Genomic DNA, 21685 nt, shown 5'->3' with positions numbered 1-21685 from the left:
AATCGTTCTTGTAATCGTTTACAGGCCAGACAGTAGAACCTTCCCACCCATCAGGTCAAGGCATCGTCAGGCGGTAACGCTACGCAGCACCCAGGACGGAAGACCGAGCCACCACGTCAGCGCCGGTACGAGCGGACGTGGCACGTCGTGCGACCGCGAGATCGCCTGCAGCAGGTCCAGCCTTCCGGACACCCCCGCGCTGTAGCTCAGGCCGGCCAGCACGGCCACCGAATGCACCGACCGGGTCGTCCGCCACTGGGTGGCATGCTTCGTCACCGCCGCCCGCAGTGCGGTCACATCGGCCGACGGCGCGAGGTGACCGATCGAGTACGCGGCCGAGACCTCAACGGCAGGCGAGGCGCCGCCGTACAGCACTACCTGCTCCAGCAACCGCCGTTCCTGGTGACGCCCGACGAGACGAAGCGCCGAGAGTAGCGACAGCGCCCAGTCGAGCCGTTCCAGCAGCGCCCGGGCCGACTTGAACTCCTCGGCGAGCGCCCTGGCCGTCCCGTCACGGTACGGTGAAGCGGCGATGAAGCTCGCCGCCGCTAGCCGTACGTCCCACGAGGCGGCGTACAACATCTCCTCGACCAGTGTCGGCAGTACGGCGTCGTGGAACGATTCGTGCTCCGGCCGCACCCAGGCGTTCACGACGCTCACGACGCGACTCACGACCAGTTCTCGTTCCACCGCCGACCCGGTCAGCACCGGCCGTTGCCAGCCCGCTGCCGGAGCGGACCGCGCGACATGTGCCGACAATGCGAGCAGTTGGTCCGCGGTCACTTTCGCCGCGCCTCCCGCGGAGTCGTGGCTCAGCTCCAGCAGAACCTGACTCAGTACTCTCCGTTCGGGCTCGGCGAAATGGCGGAGCTGGAGCTTTCGGAAACAGGCCAGCAATGCGCCCAGTTGCGCCTGGTCGCTGCTCGGCTCACGCAACTCCCGAATGACCGCGGAGTTCGCGTCCCGATGCGAGCTGAAATCAAGCGCGCTGATTGTTTCGACGACGACCTGATTGGAGCGGTCCGAACCCAGCGACGTACAGGCCGCTATCGCCGCGAACTGGCCGACCGGATGACTCAGCAACCGATTGAAGGCCTCATAGCGCTGATGCCACCGGACTCCGTCCGAGATGATCATCTCCACGAGCAGTCGCTCGGTCAGGTCGACCCAGAATCTACTTGGCAGAAGCACGTGATCAGTGACCAGATGCCAGGTGAGCCGATCCCATCGCGGACCGGACATCACGCCTTCGGAGAGCGCGCGGTCCAGCAGGTTCTGGATCCGGACATCGTCCGCGGGCGTGCGGTCACGTGCCGCGGTCCAGTTCCGCGGCGGCGCACCGCGCGCGTAGCGGTGCATGGTTTCGATGACCGCGACAAGCTGTCCCGAAGGCAGCCCGAGCAACTGCTCGTAGCGCTCCGCGCCCCACCGCGGGACGGGCACCTTCCCCGACTCCCAGCGCGAAATGGTTGCCGGTGTCACCAACTGATGCGACTCGTCGGGAAAAGCCCGCGCCAATCTCGCCTGCGAAACATAAGCACCATCGGCCGCAAGCAATCGACTGACCCGCAACAACCAAGCGGTACGAGCTTGCGGAGTCAGCTCCCGGATCGGCCGGCCCCACGTTGCACTGGTATCTCGCACATCCCCTCGATCCCCCAACCGCTAGCACGCCCCCCGGACTGTGGCAAGGAGAATTGCAGACGTCTTGGCACAGTGAATTGATGGTAGATCCGTGACGACAGGTTGCGCATTGTTCGGGTGATGTCAATCTGAGAACGTTCGAAGGGCCGTTCCATGTCTCAGTCAGCTCAGGTACCGCGGTCCCACCGGCGGCATATGCTCGACCTCACCGCCGTGCGGAAGGGACCTGGAGCCGTGGTCGAGCATCCTCGGTATGTGCGGTCCTCCACGGAGGACGCCATCTCGACCTGTCTGGGGCTCCGGCCGGCGGTGCTGATCCTCGACGCCGAGCCACTGCTGATCGACTGGTCGGCTCCGGACGGGGCCTGGAACTCTCGCTGGCACGAAGTGTTGAGCCGCGCCGTCGACCAGGGCGTCGGCGCGGTAGTCGTCGTGACGAACTCACGACGGGATTTGTCCGGCTTGATTCAACCGCTCCCGGACCGCGGGACATCGGTCCGGCTCGTTCGCCGGGCCCGGAAACCATGGACCACCCGGCGTACGCTCGGGCTGTCCGCGGCCGCCGGGAGCGGCGTCGTCTGCGGTGACGTGTCGCTGACGGACGGCTTGCTCGCCACCCGCCTCGGGTTCACCTTCGTTCATGTGCAGGCCGAGGACCCACCACCGCTGGCCAGGCTGCAGAACCGCTGCGGCCGGCTGCTCGCGCTGGTCGTCGGTTCCCGGCAGTTCCCGGGATGGCGCGGATGAGCGTCTCACCGCCCCCGCCCCCGATCGACCGGGACACCCTCCTCGCCGACTACATCGCGTCGAGAGAGGACGAACGTTCGTTTCAGACGACCCAGGTGGCTCTCGCTTCGCTCGCCCTGACCACACTCGGCCTGCTCGCCGGTCTCGTCGGCCGGTACGTGCTGCCGAACAGCCACCAGAACGACATCCCGCCAGGGCTCCTCGTACTCGCGCCGATGGTTCCGCTGGCGCTGTTCGGGATGTTCGTTCAAGCCGGCGCGCAGGCGACCCTGCGAACGCACTATCTTCGCGACCTCGAGCAGCAACTGGCGCAGCCGACCGCCGATCCCGCGGCAACCCCCAGCCCTTCGTTCATTCGGATCGTCGGCGCGCTGGTCGGCCTCAAGCACGGACATGCGATCTACCGGGCGATCACCGTCATGCTCATCACGATCGCGATGTCCGCGTTCATCGTCATCCTGATCCTGATCGCCATCAACGTACCGGGGCCGTGGGCCGCCCTGATGACGGTCAGTTACTCGTTCACGATCTTGCTCCTGGTGCACCTGACGTGGTCGACGACGGCCGCGGGGCTGACGTTCTACAACAGCGCCCGCGAACGCCTCCAGATCCACACCAGCGGCGCGACCGGCCCGGACGGGCAGCTGGTCAAGTACCTCGCGCTGCCGCGCCCGGTCGATCTCCAGAAAGGGCTGTACTACCTCGCCGGATTCCTGGTCGCGCTCACGTACGGCGCGGCCGACCGTACGTTCGGGCTGCACCTGCTCGCGCTCATCTGGGGGTGGGTCGTGCTGGAGTTCCTTGCCTACCAGGCCAGGTACCAGTGGAACGACATCCGTGGATTCGCGGGCGAAGCCACTCATCCGATGGCAACGGCGCGAAAGCGGCTGCCGGACTCGGGAGGCGACCCGATCCGTCAGTCCGCGCAGGTCGCGCTTGCCCGGGTGGGTGCGGCGCTCGTGCTCGCGCTCGGCGCTCCGGCCGGGACCCGAACCGCTTTGCTGGTTGGGCTGGTCGCGATCTTCGTACTGGCCGTGTTGTACGAGAAGGCACGGGCCGACGATTCAGTTGCCGGAGTCATCATTCTCGTTGCCATCGGCTACCCGCTCCGGTTCTGTCTCGGCCTCGCCATCGCCGGTTTCGACTGGGCCGACGGCGGTCTCGTGGTGGCAGCCATCGGCGCGGTGGCCTTCGCCGCGGTCGGGTGGAGCACGGTCGGACTGACATGGGCACTCGAAGCCGAGGCAACCCCGCAGGCAAGCAGGTCGAGGCACCTCGAGTTCCTGTGGCGCAATGCCGGCCTAGGCCCAGGTCCGACCGCCGGCCCTCCGCTGGCACGCCGGATGCGCCCCGTGGCAGTGCCCAACCTCGCGCAGTTCACGGCTTGTGTTCTCGGTACGCTGCTCGGAACCGAGGTCGTACGGCGTGATTGGTCGTGGCTTGTCATCGCGATGCTCGCCGTCACCGCGGCTGCCACTCTGCTCCTGATCGGCTTCGGAATTCGCAAGACGCTCACCGGAGTGGTCGTCGGCTGCGCGCTGGTCAGCCTGTCAGGCCTGTCGGTCTGGTACAGCGAAAGCTGGCGTGCAGGGTGGGTTCCGTTGTTCTTCGGGGTGTTCACGGCCTTCTACCTCGGCTTCAGATCACAAACCTACGCGGGCCTGAGCACGGCGCCGAAAGACATGCTTGCCAACGCCAAGTCGCTCGCCGGCGCGGTGGAGACCTGGTTCAAACAGGGCAAGCCACCGAGCCAACCGCCGCAGCCGAACACCCCGGCCGCTCCGTGAACTGATGCCTGGCCAACCGCGTGGGCGGAGACCAGGTGGCTGTCTCCGCCCAGGGTCAGCTGCTTACCTTGTCAGCAGCGGGTGGTCAGTTGGGGGTTGGGGAGTACGGCGCTGGTGAGGGTTCCGCCGAAGCGGGTCAGGTCGGGGGTGCCGTACTGGGTGGTCTTGCCGAAGGTTTGGACCGTTCGGTGGTTGATCACGTTGCCGAAGTTCCATACGCACAGGCGGCCCAGGGACGGGGTCGCCTGGAGGGCGCTGGTCGAGCCGAGGCTCCAGAACGGGTAGAACGCGGCACCCTGTGGTACGGCGGTGCAGCCGGCTCCGGTGATCGTGTTGCAGAGGATCTCCGACGCCGCCACGTTCGTCTCGAACTGGATGTTCGGGTACGGATGCGCTCCGCCGGTGAACGGTCCGATGTACTCGAACGAGGTCGGATGACCACGTGACCCGTCCGGCCAGTCGGCCTGGTACGAGGAGCCGTCGAAGTCGAGGTCACCGTTCTGGAAGACGTTCTCCTGGCAGCCGGCAATCGGCCAGCGTTCGACCACCGCCTTGCCGTTCACCATCGTGGTCCGCGGACCGGCGATCATGCAGTTCGCGCCGGAGAACTCACAGTTGACGCCACTGGCGGAATCATTGGTCGGACACGCGGCTCCGGTTTCGGTAGTCGCGTTCTGGCAGATCCCGGTCGCCGGGTTGCACGGCCCTTCACCGGAACCGTTGCCTTCGGCACCACCGTTGCAGACCTGGTAGACGTTCGGGTCGGAGAAGCTCTGCCCGTTCGGGTACGACTGGCTGACCGGCAGCCGGCTGGACACGCTGGAGCAGGCCTCGAAGTGACCGAGCTCGTCCTGCATCAGCACGCCACCCTCGAGCGCTGCCCACGGGACCTGGTTCTGCTGCTGGGCGCTGCTGTACTCGGGGTGGAAGTCGAACGGGGTTCCGGTGCAGTCGGCGATGTTCGTGTTCATGAACCCGTTCGCCGCGGACGCGACCATCGATCCGGACTGTCCGGTACTCAGATCGTCGACCCTCGCGAGTAGGCCGTGCGCGGTGTCGCGCATCACCACCCGGAGGACGTCACCCTGCCGCATTTCCAGCGTCTTCTTGTTCGGCGACAGCGTCGACACGTCGGTGAGCTGCGGGCTCGGCGGACCGGCCGGGACGCCGTCGGTCTGCAGGTACGAGAAGTTCACCGGTTCGATGCAGTTGTTGTTGCAGGTCGCGAAACCGAACGTGCAAGCAAGACTGTCGATCGTCAGCGCCGCGCACCAGCGGCCGGCGTCGCAACTCGGCCCGTCCAGGAACGGCCCGAAGCCAGGCGGATAGAACTGCAGTTCCATGAACGCGGAACCGGCCGCGTTCGGATCGCTGATGGCGGAACCGTTGCTGTCACTGTTCGGCGTACACGAGTTCTGCGGGTACGACTTCGGGTCGCACAGCGGCAGACCGAACCACGGCGCCGGACTGAGTTCCGCGTACTTGCTGACCGCCGGACTGCTCACCGTCGGTTTGGCGGCCGGGTCCTTCGACAGCCGCATGAAGTACGTGATGTCGTTCGCGCTGCCCGGCCGGCTCGAGATGAACTTGACCGACGGCTCGTCGTGGCCGATGTAGTGCTCGTTGTCCTCGAACCGCCAGGGCACCCCGTTTTTGTCGATCTTGACCGGGTCCGTACACAACCCGCCCAATCCATGCTTGACCGACTTGTACAGCGGGCTGAACCCGTTGCAGTCCATCCCACCGATCGCGTTCGGCTTGACCGGAGCCGGCGCCGCGGCAGTTGCCTGCCATCCCAGAGCCGGCATCATCGCGATCGCGAGTGTGATGACGGCGGCCCCTATTCCCCACCGATTTCTCCACCGATAACTGGATCCGCGCATCGGCGTGCCTCCACCCCGCAGAGAAGGGGCCCCTGGGCTGGGCCGGCGACGGCTCAGGGCCCCCCTTGCGGGCCGCCGTCGGTGCAACCAGCCCAGGCTTATGCCTCGTCATCACCGACTGTCAATAGGTGGTGACAGCTCTCAGCGGGCGCTCAGCATTCCGGCTCGCCGGGCTCAGCTTCCGGCTCGCCGGCCGTCAGTCTTCCTGCTCGTCGGCGCCGGGGCGCTCGGCCCACGGGGTCTCCTTGGCCGGGCGGACGACGATCAGTTTGTCGCCGGCGGCAAGCACCGAGACGTTCGAATCGTAGTACCGGTGGACTTTCCCGTCCCGGACCACCGACACCACCCGGTCCGGTACGGACGACGGCGGCTTGCCCACCTCGCGCCCGAGCACCGGCCGCTCGGCGACCTCGAGACCTTCGCCGTAGGTGAGCAGGTCCTCCATCACCTCGCCGAGGTTCGGGCTGACCGCTGACAGACCGAGCAGCCGGCCGACCGCCTCCGACGACGTGACCACGGCGTCCGCGCCGCTCTGCCGCAGCAGTGGCACGTTGTCCTCCTCGCGGACCGCGACCACGATGTGGGCGTCCGCGTTCAGCTGCCGCACCGCCAGCGTGACCAGTACGGCCGAGTCGTCCCGGTCGGTGGTCACGATCACCTCGCGCGCGGTCATCACCTCGGCCCGGCGCAGCACGGTCCGGTTCGTCGCGTCGCCGTGAAAAGCGGCCATCTGATCGTTGCCCGCGTCACCGATCGCCTGCGCCCGCGGGTCGATCACCACGATGTTGTCGCGCCGGACGCCGTTGCTGATCAGGGTCTGGACCGCGGACCGGCCCTTGGTGCCGTACCCGACGACGATGGTGTGGTCCTTCATCCGTTTCCTCCAGCGCGTGTCGCGCATGATCCGGCGACCCTCGTTGGCCAGCACTTCCAGTGTCGTACCGACCAGAACCACCAGGAACGCGATCCGCAGCGGCGTCACGATGAAGGCGTTCACCAGCCGGGCGGCGGGCGACACCGGGGTGATGTCGCCGTACCCGGTCGTGGTCAGCGTGACGGTCGCGTAGTAGATGCTGTCGATGACGTTGACCTTGCCGTCATAGCTGTCCCGGTACCCGTCCCGGTCGACCACCACGATCAGCACCATCACGGTCAGCAGCCCCAGCGCGACCAGGAAGCGGCTGAACAGCTGAAACAGTGGCGAGCGAGTGCTCGCGGGCAGGTTGACCAGGAGACCGTGTGGGTTCCGGCCGGTGGGAAGGGGTGGCACGGCTTAGACGATATTGCACCGGCGGCCGATCCACCGCATGCGACAGGCTCTGGCTGGACAGCGCGACACTCACCATCAGGCTGTCACCGTCCTGGACCACTCTGGAACGCATCCGCAACCGATGCAGTGTCCGCAGCATGGCATCGTTCCGCGGCTGCACCAGACACACCACCCGGTCGGCACCGAGGAGCCGGGCCTCCCCTACTGCCTGCCGCAGTAGCCGCAGCCCGATCCCCTGCCGCTGCCAGCCGTCCTCGACCAGTACGGCGATCTCCATCGTCGTACTGCCCAGCTCCTCCCAGGGCGCCACGGTGGCCATCCCAACCACCGCGTCGTCCACGCAAGCCACGACCGACATGCCACCGGCAGGCGCGGACAGGTGCCGTGCCGTACGAGCGGTCAGCCGCGGCATCGGCACGTGGTACCGCCGAGCGCGCGTCTCGTACGAGCACCGCTCGTGCATAGCCACCACCGCCTCGGCATCAGCTACTGTCGCCTGGCGGAGTTCCGGTACGCCGCTACCAGGCCGTGGTCCCTCCGGACTCTCAAGCCGGTCAGCCAACTTGCCGGCGATCTCAGCCAGTACGTCCGCCCTGGCCCACTCGGCCGGTGTGTACTCGTCGAACCCCTGCAGTTCACCCAGTTCGTCGTCCACCGACAGTGGGTCGTCGAGGAGCCGCAGCACGGCCCGCAGGTACCGCGTAGGCGCGTCACTGAGCACATCCGCCTGGCAGGCGCGGACGATCGTGTTGAGACAACCCGCCTCGGCCGCCAGCGCGGCCAGGTCGTCGGCCGACCAGCTGGGACTGGTGGAGACCACCAACTCGTCGACAGCCCCGCTCTCCGCGGTGAAGACCTCCAGGCTGAGGATGTTGATGTCGTCCGCACCACATCGTGCGGCAAGTTCCGCCAGCGCGCCCGGGCGGTCGGCCAGTTCGGTTCTGATCTTCCAGAGCATGGGTGCTCTCCCCTCGTGGAAACGTGGTTCCACTGTGGGTTTGGGCTGTTGCTCCGGTGGGTCCGTGAGGTTACGCGTGCGTCAACGTTTGCGGCGGACCCTCGGCAGGTGCGGGTTGATCCGTCGCTTCCGCGCGGCCAGTACTACCGCCGGCTCGCGTTTGTCCAGGTCGGCGTGCCGGAGCAGCTCCGGGTAGGTGGCCTGCGGTACGGCTGGGTACGTCGTCACGATCGCGTCTCCGGAGAACACGAAGAAGATCGCCTGACCGTCCTTGATCACCTTCAGCAAGGACCCGTCGCGTACGGTCAGCGCGTGCTCGACGCCCTTGCGCCGGGCCGTCCGTTTCGCCCAGGCGGCCTGGACCGCCTGCTGCGCGGGCTCCCGCCCGTGCCGCACTGCCTCGACGACGAGCGGTCCGTACCGCACGCCGTACTTGACCAGATTCTTCGCCAGCTTGCTGTTCTTCCCAGCGCCCGCAGCTCCACCCGCCATACGTCGAGCGTACTGACCGGTCCGGTCAGCTGGTGGGCTTCCAGATGTACGGCACCGTGACGGACACCGGTCTCAGCCCGAGCCGCGCCAGGATGCCGCGGCTGTCCGGCGACGCGTCTACCTGCACGTACTGGTAGCCGCGCTGAGCCGCCAGGTTGCGCCGGTACGCGACCTGGGCGCGGTAGATGCCACGGCCACGCCACTCCGGCAGCGTGGACCCACCCCACAACGAGGCGAAGTCAGTACCGGTGTGGAACCGGATCCATGAGCCTGAGACCACCTTCGGCTCGTCGCCTGTGGTCTCTGCGACGACTACCACTGTCGGCTCGTCGCCCACGATGGCCGCGGACAGGGCGTCCGGGAGCCAGTCGTGCGAGAAGCCCCAGACCTCCTCCTCCATCGCCTGCATCCGCTCCAGGTCCTCCCGCGAGGTGATCTCCCGCAGCTGGATACCCTCGGGTAGCTCGACCTCAGTCGGCAGGTCAGCCAGGGCACCGATCAGCAGGCACTCCTCCTCATCCGGTACGAACCCGGCCTTGGTCAGCCGCTCCGGCAAGTCGGCCGGCAGATCATGGGAGTAGTACTTCCACTCGACCTTCACACCGAGCTCAGCGAAGTACGCGACCTGGTCAGCGATCTGCTGGTCCAACTCAGCGCCGTCGGCTCCACCCTGGTACTGGAGGAAGCCGTCACCTTCCAGACCGATCGTACGGATCAGTGCGCCGATCCGGTCGGTCGTCCCGGCGGCACCTGCACGGCTACGGATCTGCTGGTCGTACGTGGCCCGTAGCGCGAGTGCCTCGGGCGAGCTGTCCAATGGAATCACGCCCATCAGTAGAACAGCGGTCGCAACCGGTTTTCCAGTGTGACAGTCGCGTCGGCATGCGGGCGTACGTCACGTCGTGCACCATGGAGGCCGTGAACTCCCCCGATCCGCGCCGTCCGATCATGCCCGGCAACAAGCTGTTCGAGTCGCTGCCCGGTGCCGCCGACCCGGCCACCGTGACCGAGGCGGCGCACCGGACGGCCGAGCTGCTGGTCCGTGGCGTGCGTGAGTCGGCCGACGAGGAGGTCCACGCGCGGGTGGTCAAGCTCGCCGACGAGTACGGTTTGGACGAGCTGGCGGAGCTGTGGTCGGATTCCCCGGCCGACTCACTGCCCGGAGCGCTCTGGCGGTTGTACCTACTGCGCTCCTGGGTGCACTCCAACGCGGCGGAGGTGGCGCGTGAGTTCGCCACCGGGCGCGAGTACGCAGAGGTGCACGCCGTCGTCGCGGGCGTAGCCGAACCGCCGGGTCCGACCGAGGTACGGGACATGGTCGACGCCGTACTGCGCGGAGTCGCGACCGGCGACTTCGCCACCACGCTGGACCGGGCGGCCGCGTTCGCCCGGATCGTCGCCACCGGCCGCGCGCACCTGGCCGAGGACGGGCACGACCGGGTCCTGTCCGCGTCCAAACTGGTCGAGACCGCTGACCAGCTGCAGACCGCGGCCCGGGCCGAACGCGCCGGACACCTCTGGTAGTTGCGCACCTCGCGATCGGATGTTATTGCGTCTCGCGGCCCGAGATCTCAACGGGACAAGGGGTTTGAGCAGCCGCTACACTGTTCGAGGTGTCGGGCCGGTGCAAGCCCCGGGTCCCAAAATTAGCCGCTACGAGCGGCCACGCGCCGTGAGGCGCTTCCCGGTCCGGCACCACTACTTCTCCCTCCGGAGCTTCCCCCGCTGGCCGCGACACGCGGTGGTCACCCGGCGGCTGCTTCTCGGCTACCTTCACGAGGACGGGGGTACTCCTGTGGCGGCCAGCCTCAGGGGCGTCCGCCCACAAACCCCTCCGGAAGGGACTTCCTGATGCGCCGCCTTCCCCGCGCACTCCTCCCGTGCGCGCTGATCGCCGGACTGCTGCTTCCGGCCGCCCCGGCCGCCGCCGCCCGCGGCGACTTCGACATCCAGGGCCACCGCGGTGGTCTCGGGCTGACCGTGGAGAGCACGATCGCGTCGTTCTCGCACGGTTTGCAGCTCGGCGTCAGCACGCTGGAGCTCGACGTCCAGATCACCCAGGACGGGTACGCCGTGGTGACCCACGATCGCAAGGTCGACGGCAAGAAGTGCCGCGACACCGCGCCGTACACGCCGAACGACCCCGAGTACCCGTACGTCGGCAAGTATCTCAACACGCTCTCGCTGAAGCAGGTCAAGCAGCTGGACTGCGGGTCCCTGCCGCAGGCGAACTTCCCTGGTCAGCAGCCTGACCCGGGCGCCCGGATGCCCGAGCTGCGGGACATTTTCGCGCTCGTGCACCGCTACCACGCGTACGGCGTGAAGCTGAACGTGGAGACCAAGGTCGAGGCCGGCGCGCCGGCCGAGACCGCGCCGCGCGAGCAGTTCGTCCAGGTGGTCGCGAGCGAGATCCGCAAGGCGAAGATCGCCCGGCAGGTGACGATCCAGAGCTTCGACTGGGGTTCGCTGATGCGGATGCGCCAGGTGATGCCGGAGCTGCCACTGGTCGCGCTGACCAACTACGACTTCCTGCAGGTCGGCCGGCCGGGCAAGTCGCCCTGGCTGGGCGGGATCGACATCGACGACTTCGGCGGTGACCTGGTCAAGGCGACCAAGTCGTTCGGCGCGTCGGCGATCTCACCCGTCCATGGCTTCCCGCAGGACGGCAAGGTGACCGACCCGGCGTACCGGCCGTACGTCACCGCTGACATGGTCAAGTCGGCGCACCAGGCCGGTATGAAGGTCATCCCGTGGACCGTCGATGACCCGGCGACCATGCAGTCGCTGATCGACAAGGGCGTCGACGGACTGATCACCGACTACCCGGATCGGCTGCGGGACGTCGTCCGCGAAAACGGCTTCCGGCTCCCGAAGGCGTACGAGGCGCCTGCTGTCCGTGCCCTGTCGTCAGCGCACGCCCACAACGACTACGAGCACCGGCGGCCCCTGCAGGACGCACTGGACCGTGGGTTCAACAGTGTCGAAGCGGATGTGTGGCTGGTGGACGGTGAGTTGCGCGTGGCACATGACCTGGCCGACGCCAAACCGGGTCGCACGCTGGAGAGCCTGTACCTGAAGCCGCTGGCGGACCGGGTGCGTGCGAACCACGGTCAGGTGTACAAGCACGGACGGGACTTCCAGCTGTTGATCGACATCAAGAGCGACGGACCGTCGACGTACGCGGCGGTCGACAAGGCACTGGCGAAGTACCGTGGCATCAGCACGGTCTTCGCCAACGGACGCGTGTTCAAGGGCGCTGTCACCTCGGTGATCAGTGGTAACCGCCCACTGGACGTGCTGAAGGCCCAGAAGGTCCGGTACGCGGGTTACGACGGACGGCTCAGCGACCTGCAATCCGGTATGCCGGCGTCGCTCATGCCGCTGGTCAGCGACAACTGGACCAACGCGTTCACCTGGCAGGGCATTGGCCCGATGCCCGCGGCGGAGAAGACCAAGCTGCACGACATCGTCGTCAAGGCCCACCACGCCGGTTACAAGGTCCGCTTCTGGGCTACTCCTGATGTACCCGGTGCGGCCCGTGAGGCGCTGTGGCGCGAGCTGACCACGGCCGGCGTCGACTACCTCAACACCGACGACCTACACGGCCTGGAGGACTTCCTCCGCGGCTAGGGCTTCACTTCCGTGAGGGCGAGCACGTCGTCGCCCTCACGGAAGGCCCGCCGCTGCTTCACCGCGCCGTTGCCGTCCCGGAGCACCCGCGCGATCCCGTCCCGTACCAGCTCCACCTCACCGAGCTCCTCCAGCGCCGGCTCCACCTCCCGGCGCATCCGCTCGACCAGCTCGCTCATCGGCATGCTCTCGGCAGCTAGTACGTCCAGCCCGTCCCCGAGCAGTCCGTCCCGCGCGGCCAGCCAGTACGCGGCGTGCAGCACCTCGTCGTCCACAGCCGCGCCAACACCGCCGGCTTCGAGCGCAGTCATCACCAGCGCGCGTACCAGCGTCGCCAGTACTACTGTCTCGTCAACCGTCAGTGGTATGTCGCTGACCCGCACCTCCACGGTGGCTAGGTGTGAGGACGGCCGTACGTCCCAATAGACCATCTGCTCGCCCATCAGCGGCCGCAGGTAGTTGGACACACGGACGGCAGTCTCCCTGTCCGGTACGTCCACGTGTACGTGACAACCGCACACGCCCTGCTCAAGCGCCAGCTGGCCGTACCGAGCCGCCAGCTGTTGGTAACGGCGTTTCCTGGTCACAAGCTGTGCAGGACGCCCACGGGGAGGTACTGCGATCGCCAGCAGCCGTCCACCCTCCTCGGCGGCCGCACTGGCCAGCGCGGAGCGCATGCTGGTCAACGCTGCGTGCAGTTCATCAGCTGTCGAGCAGACCGGACTGTTGATCTCCCATCTGCGGTAAACCTCACCCTGCACTAGTACCCGGACGCTAACCGGTTAGGCTCTGCGGCGTGAGTCTGCCGGTGGTTACCGCTACCCGTTACGTGTTGCCGTTGCGGGAGGGTGGATCGTTGCCTGGTGTTGTCGAGGGCAACGACCTGGGTACGTACGTGATCAAGTTCCACGGTGCCGGTCAGGGGCCGAAGGCGCTGGTCGCGGAGGTGATCGTCGGGGAGCTGTTCCGGCGGCTCGGGATGCGGGTGCCGGAGCTGAAGCTGATCGAACTGGACCCGGCGATCGGGAAGTCCGAACCGGACTTCGAGATCCAGGAGCTGCTGATCCGCAGCGCCGGACTGAATCTGGCGGTCGACTTCCTGCCGGGCTCGTTCGGGTACGACGGCTCCGCCGGCAACCCGGGCGACGACGGGATGGCGCGGGTACTTTGGCTGGACGCGTTCGTCGCCAACGTGGACCGCTCCTGGCGCAACACCAATCTGCTGGTGTGGCACAAGAACCTCTGGCTGATCGACCACGGTGCCGCGCTGTACTTCCACCACTCGTGGATGCCCGCCGAGAAGTTCGCCGGCTTGCCGTACGACGCGTCGGATCACGTGTTCTCGGTGGCCGCTCCGGGCGTACCGAAGGTGGATGCCGAGCTGGCTGCCGCGATCACTCCGGAGCTACTGACGGAAGTGATCGCACTCGTGCCGGACGAGTGGTTGGGCGACGGAGATCGTGACAGGTACCTAGGGCACTTACTGGCGCGGCTGGAGAACCGGCCGGCTTGGCTGCCGGGAGGTGCGCGGTGAGTCTGGTGCCGTTCGACTATGTGATCCTGCGGGCCGCTCCGCGCATCCAGCGCGGTGAGTTCATCAACGTGGGTGCAGTGCTCTACTGCCGGGCCCTGGACTTCCTCGGCGCCGAGTGGGACGTGCAGCCCGAACGGTTGAAGGCCCTGGACCCAGCAGTCGATGTTGACGTCGTCTGCGCTTCACTGGACCAGATCCGCGCTATCTGCAGCGGTGACCCTGCTGGTGGACCAGCAGCAGCTACAACGATCAGTGAGCGCTTCCGGTGGCTCGCTGCGCCGCGCAGCACCGTCGTACACCCCGGACCGATCCACAGCGGGATCACCAGCGACCCCGCTGCGGACCTGGACCGGTTGCTCGACTCGTTCGTCCGTTAGGCGAGTGCCGCGGAGACGACCTCGCGGGCCTGCTCGAAGACCTGCTCCAGGTGCTCGGCGCCCTTGAACGACTCGCCGTAGATCTTGTAGAGGTCTTCGGTGCCGGACGGCCGGGCAGCGAACCACGCCGACTCCGTAGCGACCTTCAGGCCACCGATCGCGGCACCGTTGCCCGGTGCCGTGGTCAGCCGGTCCACGATCGGCTCCCCGGCCAGCTCGGTCGCGGTGACCGCATCCGCGGACAGCGCCGACAGCTTCGCCTTCTGCTCACGAGTCGCGGGCGCGTCCACCCGCGAGTACGCGGAGGCGCCGAACCGCTCCACCAGCTTCGCGTGTGCCTTCGACGGCGTCTCCCCCGTCACTGCGGTGATCTCACTCGCCAGCAACGCCAGCAAGATGCCGTCCTTGTCAGTTGTCCACACGGTGCCGTCGAAGCGCAGGAAACTCGCACCGGCCGACTCCTCACCACCAAACCCGACGGAGCCATCCACCAGACCCGGTACGAACCACTTGAACCCGACCGGCACCTCCCAGAGCCGGCGTCCCAGGTCAGCTACCACCCGGTCGATCAGCGACGACGACACCAGTGTCTTGCCAACTGCCACGTCAGCACCCCACTGACGGTTGCTGAACAGGTAGGAGATCGCTACCGCCAGGTAGTGGTTCGGGTTCATCAGTCCGGCATCCGGTGTGACGATGCCATGCCGGTCCGAGTCCGCGTCGTTCCCGGTCGCCACGTCGTACTTGTCCCGCTGCGCGACCAGCGACGCCATCGCGTACGGCGAGGAGCAGTCCATCCGGATCTTGCCGTCGTGGTCCAGCGTCATGAACGACCAGGCCGGGTCGATCCGCGGGTTCACCACGGTCAGGTCCAGGCCGTGCCGCTCGGCGATCGCTGACCAGTAGTCCACGCTCGCACCGCCCAGCGGGTCGGCTCCGATCTTCACGCCGGCGTCGCGGATCGCGGCCAGGTTCAGCACCGACGGCAGATCGTCTACGTAGTGGCCGACGAAGTCGTACCCCTCCGCGCTCCGGCGAGCCTGCTCGAACGGCGTCCGGCGTACGTCGCGGTTGCCGGCCGCGATCAGCTCGTTGGCGCGGTTCGCGATCCAGCTGGTCGCGTCCGAGTCGGCCGGGCCGCCGTGCGGCGGGTTGTACTTGATCCCGCCGTCCCGCGGCGGGTTGTGCGACGGTGTGATCACGATGCCGTCCGCATCCGCGCCGGCACCCCGGTTCAGCCGCAGGATCGCGTGGGACACCGCCGGGGTCGGCGTCAACCGGTCGGCGCTGTCCACCAGCGTCTCGACACCGTTACCCGCCAGCACCTCCAGTACAGTGCGCCAGGCCGGCTCCGACAGGCCGTGGCTGTCCCGGCCGACCAGCAGCGGCCCGGACGTACCCTGACCGGCGCGGTACTCGCAGATCGCCTGTGTGATGCCCAGGATGTGCGCCTCGTTGAACGCGGCGTCGAGACTCGAACCACGATGCCCGGACGTACCGAAGACGACCTTCTGGGCCGGGTTCGTGACGTCCGGGGTGAGCTCGTCGTACGCCTTGAGCAGCGCGTCGACGTCAACGAGGTCCTCGGGCTGTGCGGGCTGGCCTGCGCGTGGATGCATGCCCACATGCAACCACAAGAGCGTCAGTCGCTGTACGGAGTCAGCAGCTGGTCAACCGGGGCGTAGTCGTCGGTCAGGATCGGTGCGTCCCCGACGAACCCGGCCAGCTGGTCCTGGAGCGCCATCTTCGGCTCCAGCAGTGCCGAGATCTCAGGTACCTTGATCGGCTGGTCGGACGCCAGTACGACGAAGTTGCCGCCGGTCCGGCCGGACAGCTCGTCCTTGCGCGCGATCACCGCGACGTACGGGAAGACGGCCTGTACGGTCCTGATCTCCGCCTTCGCGAAGGCCGCCTGCCCATGGTCGATCACGTTGATCAGGTAGAGACCGTCCGGGCGGAGTACGCGGCGTACATCACTGACCAGCTCACGGGTCGTCAGATGCCACGGCACGGACAGACCACTGAAGGCATCCATGATGACCAGGTCGCTGCTGTCCGTCGCCTCGGATCGTACGCCGAGCCGCCCGTCCTGGACGGTCACGGCCAGATCCGGTCCGGTCTTGACGCCGAGCTCACGCTTGTCGATGTCGACCACTGCCGGGTCGATCTCGTACACCTGGTTCTTCGTACCCGGTCTGGTCGCGGTCAGGTACCGCGGCATGGTCAGACCGCCACCACCGACGTGCAGCGCATCCAGCCGCTGCCCCTTCGGCCAGTTGCCGTTGATCGCGGCAGCGAAGCTCTTGATGTACTCGAACTCCAAGTGGGTCGGGTCGTTCAGGTCAACGTACGAATGCCGCGCCTGGTCGAGGTAGAGCGTCCGGCCTCCGTCCCGGTTCGGGTCAGCTACCACCCGGGCACAGTGGTACGCCGTCTCGACTTCACACGGCCGGGGCGCCACCAGCGTCAGCGTCGCACCGATAACGGCCAGGGCAACCGGCTTGACCGCTGCCTGCACACCGCGCAACAGAAACGTCAGCGCGGCACCTACTACCACCAGTACGGCGCCCAGAGTGAGGATGATCGTGCTGATCGGCACAGTGGCAACGAAAACGAAGCCGGTGAGCACAGTGCCGACAATGCCGCCGACAGTCGCGTACGCGGACAGTCTGCCGACCACTGTGCCTGTCTTGGCGAGCGATGCCAGCCGGAGCTTCGTCACCATCGGCGTGACCGCGGCCAGGAGCGCCGCTGGTGCGAACAGAGTGATTGCGAGTACGAGGAAGATCAGCTCGTTCGCACCGCCACGGAACGCTTCACCGCTCCAGCGGACCACTGGGAGGATGACCATCACCAGCGCGCCGCTGAACAGCATCAACGGACCGAGCGACCGCTCCGGCGGCATCACGTCCGCGAACTTCCCACCAAGCGCCGCTCCGGTTGCGATCGCCGCCAGAGCGACACCGATGACCGCGGTGTTCGTCTCCAGCGTCAGACCGATGTACGGCGCCACCAACCGGAGCGACACGAGCTCCAGCACCATGACAGCAGCCGAACTCCCGAATGCCAGCGCGATCGCCAGCCGCTGACCGACCGGTCCACCTTCACCCTTGAGCACGGCGTCACCCTATAAGGGCTGTCCCAACCAGCCGTCAGGACTCGTCCAACCGGGCGATCAACGTCTTCGGAGCGATCTGGCGGTAGGCGCCCTCGACCAGGTCCTCGAAATGTCCCCAGTCCACGTCGACATCCAGGTACACGCCGAGCCAGCCGCGGTGGCCGACGTACGGCGGCCGGTAGAAGTGCTCCGGGTCGTCGGCGACCAGCGACTCCTGCAGGCCGGGCAGCGCGGCCATCCACACGCCGAGCCGATCGTCGTGGTGCTGGTTGGCGTACATCACGAACGTCTTCTTGTCCCGGATGAACCACGTGGGTTCACCGTGACTCAGCCGTTCGGTCACCTCGGGCAGTTCAAGGCACAGGCTACGTACGCGCTCCAGAACGTCCATCCGCCTACTGTGTCAGTGCCGCGGTCCAGGCACCACTACGCCGGCCTCGTACGCGTACACGACCGCCTGTGCGCGATCACGCAGCTCCAGCTTGGTGAGGATGTTGCTCACGTGCGTCTTCACGGTCTGCTCCGCCAGTACGAGCTCGGCCGCGATCTGGCGGTTGGACAGACCACGGGCCACCAGCCGCAGTACGTCGGTCTCCCGTGGCGTCAGCTGCGCCGGAGTGATCGGTACGACAGGCTGCGACCGGGCGAGGTCCTCTATCAGCCGACGGGTGACTGATGGTGCTAGCAGTGCATCGCCTGCCGCAACGACCCGTACCGCAGCGGCCAGTTCGTCTGGAGTGGAGTGCTTCAGCAGGAAGCCACTCGCACCAGCACGGAGAGCCGCGTACACGTAGTCGTCCAGGTCGAACGTAGTCAGCATCACGATCCGCGGCGGCTCGCCTGGTCGCGTACCGGCCAGGATGCGTTTGGTCGCGGCCATTCCGTCCAGCACGGGCATCCGTACGTCCATGAGGATCACGTCCGGCTTCAGCGCGGCCGCCAGCTCTACCGCCTGCGCGCCGTCACCGGCCTGTCCGACCACCTCCAGGTCCGGCTGCGCGTCGAGCAGCGCAGTGAACCCGGCACGCACCATCTCCTGGTCGTCAACCACCATGACCGTGATCGCCACTCGCCACCTCCTCCGTGACCGGTAGGTATACCTGAATCAGGTAGCCACCTTCAGGGGTCGGCCCGGCGCTTACCGTCCCGTCGACCATTGCTACTCGCTCCCGCATCCCCACCAGACCCTGCCCGCTCCCAGGCGCAGGTGCGACAGGCCGCGGCGGCTTTCCGTTGCGTACTGTCACCTCCAGCTGATCACCGACCTGCCGGATCGACACGTCGACGACCGAGTGCAGTGCATGGCGTACGGCGTTGCTGAGACCTTCCTGCACCACTCGGTACGCGGTCAGCTCGATGGACTGGTCGAAGCCATCCGGCACGTCACCTACCAGCCGTACGTCTGCTCCGGCGCGCCGAGTGCCCTCCACCAGCTCAACCAGCTGGTCCAGTCCTGGTTGTGGCCCCAGACTCGGTTGCTGAACCGGCTCGCGTAGCAGTCGCAGTACGCGCCGCATCTCGGTCAGCGACGCCCTGGCCTCGTCGGCGATGCCAGTGAACTCCGCGCGAACAGCATCCGGTACGTCGGTCAGCCGGTGTGGCGCGCTGTCTGCACGGACCACCACGACAGACAGGTGGTGTGCCACGACGTCATGCAGCTCACGCGCTATCCGGGCCCGCTCCTGCAGGCGCTCCCGCTCGGCACGCTCGGCCTTGCTGATCGTCTCCTGTTCGGCCAGCCGCTGGTTCGTTTCGGTACGGGAGTGGATCAGCTCACCCACCACGACCGCGACGGCGGACAGCACCGCCATGGTGACCAGGCCGCGCCAGCTGCCCTTGTCGGGCGCGGCTGCCGTCGCGACTACGCCTAGCGCCTGCGTGGCGATCCACCAGCCGATCAGCTCGCGGCGTCCCAGTCCGCGCGCAGCCGCGATCGCCAGCACGATCGAGTGGCCGAACGCTGCCGTCGTACCCCACGGCCACGGCTCGCTCGTACTGACCGGAGTCGTGACCGCGGCGGTGACTGCAGTGGCGATCAGAGATACGACGACGGCGGTTCGCGGCTGCAGCCAGGCCAGTGACAGTGCGAGTGCTCGTGCGATCGCCAGCGCCAGTACAGCACCTAACTGCACTTCGTAGTGCTGAGCTAGATCAAGCACGGTCAGTACGAGCAGCGCCGCGACACCCAGCCCGGCGAGCCACGCCCAGCGCCCGCGCGGCCAATTGTGCGGTGCTGGCTGTTCAGTGGTCACAGTTGGACCCTAGTGGTCACAGCTGCTGGAGCCAGGACCAGAAGAACAGTGCGCTGCCGGTGGCCAGCAGAATCGTTGCCGGGAGCACCCACCAGCGCGCCTGCCTCCCGTACAGCGGGCGGACCAGAAGCTGTTGCAGTGCGCTGAGCCCGCGTAGCACGCCCAGGAAGAGCAGGATTGCCGGTACGGCAACCGCGCCATGTACTGCCCAGGCGCCGGTGCGCGATGGTCCACCCCACGTCCCTGGCTCGACCACACCATGCTCTACGAAGCCCCAGAACGGTCCGCGTACTACTGCCAGTCCAATGAGGAACAGCAGGAACCAGCTGGTGAGGCCGAGTAGTGCGCTGATCGCGCCGTACCCGTACACCTTGGCCCGGCTGACCGCCGCTGTCGTTTCGGATGGTTCGGCGCGGGCCAGGTGCTGCCAGCGTCGTCCTGCGTCTGCTGGCCGGCCGAGCATGGTTTGCAGGCTCACCGGAGTCAGCAGCGCCGCGTACGCCAGTGATCGGCCCCAGCCGCCGCGCGCGTTCGCCTGCGTCCGGCGGTCAGTGAGCGTGTACGTCATCGTGGTCTCCTCCGAGTCTCAAGTCCTGAGACTTCGAGACTAGGAATCGGGCGCCGCCGGCACCTCCAGCCGCGGAGCCAACCTCGACCCGATACCCCGGTAGGGGGTGACTGTGATCCAGGTCACAGTGACCACGATGCGTCGGCCGACGTTACACGGTCAGTGCCGGACGGTGTGCACGGCTCGCGGAAACATCCTGTGGGTGCCGGCGGCGCGAGCGGCACGGCCGCGTCAACAGGAGGCTCAGACACCATGCGCATGCGGAACCTGGCGCTGACCGCCACGCTACTCCCGATCACGATGCTGACCGGCTGCGGCACCGACGGCGTCGCCGCGGCGGCACCCGCCGCGCACCGGGCCGCCAAGCCCGCCACGCTGGCCGAGGAGGCCGCCACCGACGATCCGGTGGTGCACGCGTACTACACGTACCGGATCGCACTGGACGTGATGATGCGCAGCGGCGGCAGCCGTACGCGGCAGCTGGAGCCAGCGATGACGCCGAAGATGTACCAGGCGATCAGCGCGCAGGCCAGGTACTTCCGGACCAAGAAGCTGCACAACACCGGCACCACCAAGGTGATCTGGGCGAAGCGCACCCTCGCGTCTAACGGCGTCCTCGTCAGCGCCTGCTACGACACCTCCGCCGCCCGCACCGTGAACAGCCGCGGCCGCTCCGTCCTCCCGAACACCACCCCGACCCGCTGGCTGGACCAGATGCGCGTCCTCCCCCAGCAATCGCACTGGATCGTCGACGGCGGCACCACTACCCCGGCCGACTGCTGACTGACCTCCATCAGCTTTGTGCCGCTATCAGATTTGTGGCGGTGCGATCACGATTGCGCGCGTGGCGGGTTTCAGCTCACGACCGCGGGGACACTCTCGATGAGTGCCGGCTAGGTCGAGGGGTCCGACGATGATCGACACGAGTGTCCGCCGCTGGTTGCCGACGTGGATCGGTGGCCGGCGTACGCCGCAACCGTTTCGCGCCACCAGCTCACGCGTCAGCAGATTGGCCGCGCGGTACGACGCGGAGGTCGACGCGGCGCTGCAACGGCTCTGGCCGAAGGCGCGGATCTACCACGACCGCGAGTTCACCCGCGATCGCGCCGACTTCCTGCTGGTCGTACGCGGCCGGGGCGTGATGATCGAGACGAAGGTGAAGAGCGATCCCGGCCTGTTCCGTGGCTCGACCCTGCCGCCGCTCCTGGACCGGCTGCAACGAGACGGCCGCCGTCTGGTCGTACTCGTCAACCAGGGCGATCCGGCCCCGGCCCGCGACCTGATCAGTACCAAACTCGGCGACCGCGGCCGAATCGTGGTCTGGTCCGGCCCGCACCACGACCAAGAACTGCACCAGGCCGTCGAGGCCCTCCTGCACCAAACCACTCGTCACGCCTGACCCCGGGACCGCCCGATCCCCCGGTC

Annotated in this window: 21 protein-coding genes; 8 read left to right on the top strand and 13 right to left on the bottom strand. The window is 67.3% G+C overall.

Annotated features, from left to right (window positions below; genetic code table 11):
• Positions 1-66: 66 nt before the first annotated feature.
• A complete protein-coding gene (locus HDA44_RS02935; RefSeq protein WP_184831086.1) occupies positions 67-1443 on the bottom strand; it encodes a hypothetical protein in 1377 nt (458 codons plus the stop codon).
• Positions 1444-1899: 456 nt separating this feature from the next.
• Here HDA44_RS02935 and HDA44_RS02930 point away from each other — a divergent pair, with 456 nt between their 5' ends.
• Together HDA44_RS02930 and HDA44_RS02925 are read left to right on the top strand one after the other, a co-directional pair.
• Positions 1900-2391: a hypothetical protein gene (locus HDA44_RS02930; RefSeq protein ID WP_184831084.1), complete on the top strand. Its 492-nt coding sequence runs from the start codon at positions 1900-1902 to the stop codon at positions 2389-2391.
• The gene (locus HDA44_RS02925; protein WP_184831083.1) at positions 2388-4178 is read left to right on the top strand and encodes a hypothetical protein; all 1791 of its coding nucleotides are present in this window, start codon (positions 2388-2390) and stop codon (positions 4176-4178) included. Before HDA44_RS02930 ends, HDA44_RS02925 begins: the two co-directional genes overlap by 4 nt.
• A gap of 71 nt (positions 4179-4249) precedes the next feature.
• On the opposite strand, the gene HDA44_RS02920 is transcribed toward HDA44_RS02925, so the two are convergent.
• The 5 genes from HDA44_RS02920 to HDA44_RS02900 all read right to left on the bottom strand — a co-directional run bounded on the left by HDA44_RS02920 (position 4250) and on the right by HDA44_RS02900 (position 9607).
• Positions 4250-5989 (bottom strand): hypothetical protein, encoded by a 1740-nt coding sequence (locus tag HDA44_RS02920; RefSeq protein WP_184831082.1) that lies wholly within the window; start codon positions 5987-5989, stop codon positions 4250-4252.
• A 268-nt stretch (positions 5990-6257) separates the two neighbouring features.
• Complete coding sequence (locus HDA44_RS02915; RefSeq protein WP_202887113.1) at positions 6258-7208, bottom strand: potassium channel family protein; 951 nt, start codon at positions 7206-7208, stop codon at positions 6258-6260.
• A complete protein-coding gene (locus HDA44_RS02910) occupies positions 7159-8289 on the bottom strand; it encodes a GNAT family N-acetyltransferase (protein ID WP_202887106.1) in 1131 nt (376 codons plus the stop codon). The genes HDA44_RS02915 and HDA44_RS02910 overlap by 50 nt, the downstream gene beginning before the upstream one ends.
• Positions 8290-8370: 81 nt before the next feature.
• Positions 8371-8781 carry a hypothetical protein gene (locus tag HDA44_RS02905; RefSeq protein WP_238352345.1) on the bottom strand — a complete coding sequence of 137 codons (411 nt, stop codon included), beginning with the start codon at positions 8779-8781 and terminating at the stop codon, positions 8371-8373.
• A 25-nt stretch (positions 8782-8806) separates the two neighbouring features.
• Positions 8807-9607, bottom strand: coding sequence for a GNAT family N-acetyltransferase (locus HDA44_RS02900; protein WP_202887104.1), 801 nt, complete (start codon positions 9605-9607; stop codon positions 8807-8809).
• Between the two features lie 56 nt (positions 9608-9663).
• On the opposite strand from HDA44_RS02900, the gene HDA44_RS02895 reads away from it, so the two are divergent.
• Positions 9664-10305 carry a hypothetical protein gene (locus HDA44_RS02895; protein WP_238352344.1) on the top strand — a complete coding sequence of 214 codons (642 nt, stop codon included), beginning with the start codon at positions 9664-9666 and terminating at the stop codon, positions 10303-10305.
• A gap of 327 nt (positions 10306-10632) precedes the next feature.
• Positions 10633-12411: a glycerophosphodiester phosphodiesterase family protein gene (locus HDA44_RS02890; RefSeq protein WP_184831079.1), complete on the top strand. Its 1779-nt coding sequence runs from the start codon at positions 10633-10635 to the stop codon at positions 12409-12411.
• On the opposite strand, the gene HDA44_RS02885 is transcribed toward HDA44_RS02890, so the two are convergent.
• Positions 12408-13172, bottom strand: a complete 765-nt coding sequence (locus tag HDA44_RS02885) for a glutamate-cysteine ligase family protein (RefSeq protein WP_184831078.1) — start codon at positions 13170-13172, stop codon at positions 12408-12410. The two genes, HDA44_RS02890 and HDA44_RS02885, sit on opposite strands and share 4 nt — an antisense overlap.
• A 35-nt stretch (positions 13173-13207) precedes the next feature.
• Here HDA44_RS02885 and HDA44_RS02880 point away from each other — a divergent pair, with 35 nt between their 5' ends.
• Entirely contained in the window at positions 13208-13945 is a 738-nt protein-coding gene (locus HDA44_RS02880; RefSeq protein WP_184831076.1) for a HipA family kinase, read from the top strand.
• Positions 13942-14322, top strand: coding sequence for a DUF3037 domain-containing protein (locus HDA44_RS02875; protein ID WP_184831073.1), 381 nt, complete (start codon positions 13942-13944; stop codon positions 14320-14322). Before HDA44_RS02880 ends, HDA44_RS02875 begins: the two co-directional genes overlap by 4 nt.
• Here HDA44_RS02875 and pgm read toward each other — a convergent pair.
• Genes pgm through HDA44_RS02845 form a run of 6 tightly spaced genes read right to left on the bottom strand, consistent with a single transcriptional unit; the run spans position 14319 to position 20260 of the window.
• Positions 14319-15941: a phosphoglucomutase (alpha-D-glucose-1,6-bisphosphate-dependent) gene (pgm, locus tag HDA44_RS02870; RefSeq protein WP_184831071.1), complete on the bottom strand. Its 1623-nt coding sequence runs from the start codon at positions 15939-15941 to the stop codon at positions 14319-14321. The genes HDA44_RS02875 and pgm overlap by 4 nt on opposite strands.
• Positions 15942-15964: 23 nt before the next feature.
• Positions 15965-17440 carry a fused MFS/spermidine synthase gene (locus HDA44_RS02865; RefSeq protein ID WP_337905604.1) on the bottom strand — a complete coding sequence of 492 codons (1476 nt, stop codon included), beginning with the start codon at positions 17438-17440 and terminating at the stop codon, positions 15965-15967.
• A gap of 34 nt (positions 17441-17474) precedes the next feature.
• A complete protein-coding gene (locus HDA44_RS02860) occupies positions 17475-17831 on the bottom strand; it encodes an MmcQ/YjbR family DNA-binding protein (protein WP_184831069.1) in 357 nt (118 codons plus the stop codon).
• A 12-nt stretch (positions 17832-17843) separates the two neighbouring features.
• Complete coding sequence (locus HDA44_RS02855; protein WP_184831067.1) at positions 17844-18509, bottom strand: response regulator; 666 nt, start codon at positions 18507-18509, stop codon at positions 17844-17846.
• Positions 18484-19692 carry a sensor histidine kinase gene (locus tag HDA44_RS38370; RefSeq protein WP_184831065.1) on the bottom strand — a complete coding sequence of 403 codons (1209 nt, stop codon included), beginning with the start codon at positions 19690-19692 and terminating at the stop codon, positions 18484-18486. The genes HDA44_RS02855 and HDA44_RS38370 overlap by 26 nt, the downstream gene beginning before the upstream one ends.
• A gap of 16 nt (positions 19693-19708) precedes the next feature.
• Positions 19709-20260, bottom strand: coding sequence for a hypothetical protein (locus tag HDA44_RS02845; protein ID WP_184831062.1), 552 nt, complete (start codon positions 20258-20260; stop codon positions 19709-19711).
• Between the two features lie 252 nt (positions 20261-20512).
• Between HDA44_RS02845 and HDA44_RS02840 the strand changes: the two genes are divergently transcribed.
• Together HDA44_RS02840 and HDA44_RS02835 are read left to right on the top strand one after the other, a co-directional pair.
• The gene (locus HDA44_RS02840) at positions 20513-21043 is read left to right on the top strand and encodes a hypothetical protein (protein ID WP_184831060.1); all 531 of its coding nucleotides are present in this window, start codon (positions 20513-20515) and stop codon (positions 21041-21043) included.
• A gap of 130 nt (positions 21044-21173) precedes the next feature.
• Positions 21174-21659: a hypothetical protein gene (locus tag HDA44_RS02835; RefSeq protein WP_184831058.1), complete on the top strand. Its 486-nt coding sequence runs from the start codon at positions 21174-21176 to the stop codon at positions 21657-21659.
• Positions 21660-21685: the final 26 nt, after the last annotated feature.

It is taken from the genome of Kribbella solani, assembly GCF_014205295.1.
Classification (GTDB): domain Bacteria; phylum Actinomycetota; class Actinomycetes; order Propionibacteriales; family Kribbellaceae; genus Kribbella; species Kribbella solani.
The sequence above is the reverse complement of the archived record's forward strand: the minus strand, read 5'-3'. Positions and strand labels throughout refer to the sequence as shown.

Coding starts and splice junctions, on each gene's coding strand:
- HDA44_RS02840 (WP_184831060.1), top strand. CDS start 20,513: ATGCGCATGCGGAACCTGGCGCTGACCGCCACGCTACTCCCGATCACG.
- HDA44_RS02915 (WP_202887113.1), bottom strand. CDS start 7,208: ATGGTGCTGATCGTGGTGGTCGACCGGGACGGGTACCGGGACAGCTAT.
- HDA44_RS02860 (WP_184831069.1), bottom strand. CDS start 17,831: ATGGACGTTCTGGAGCGCGTACGTAGCCTGTGCCTTGAACTGCCCGAG.
- HDA44_RS02890 (WP_184831079.1), top strand. CDS start 10,633: ATGCGCCGCCTTCCCCGCGCACTCCTCCCGTGCGCGCTGATCGCCGGA.
- HDA44_RS02845 (WP_184831062.1), bottom strand. CDS start 20,260: ATGACGTACACGCTCACTGACCGCCGGACGCAGGCGAACGCGCGCGGC.
- HDA44_RS02905 (WP_238352345.1), bottom strand. CDS start 8,781: ATGGCGGGTGGAGCTGCGGGCGCTGGGAAGAACAGCAAGCTGGCGAAG.
- pgm (WP_184831071.1), bottom strand. CDS start 15,941: ATGCATCCACGCGCAGGCCAGCCCGCACAGCCCGAGGACCTCGTTGAC.
- HDA44_RS02895 (WP_238352344.1), top strand. CDS start 9,664: ATGCGGGCGTACGTCACGTCGTGCACCATGGAGGCCGTGAACTCCCCC.
- HDA44_RS02920 (WP_184831082.1), bottom strand. CDS start 5,989: ATGATGCCGGCTCTGGGATGGCAGGCAACTGCCGCGGCGCCGGCTCCG.
- HDA44_RS02925 (WP_184831083.1), top strand. CDS start 2,388: ATGAGCGTCTCACCGCCCCCGCCCCCGATCGACCGGGACACCCTCCTC.
- HDA44_RS02835 (WP_184831058.1), top strand. CDS start 21,174: ATGATCGACACGAGTGTCCGCCGCTGGTTGCCGACGTGGATCGGTGGC.
- HDA44_RS02910 (WP_202887106.1), bottom strand. CDS start 8,289: ATGCTCTGGAAGATCAGAACCGAACTGGCCGACCGCCCGGGCGCGCTG.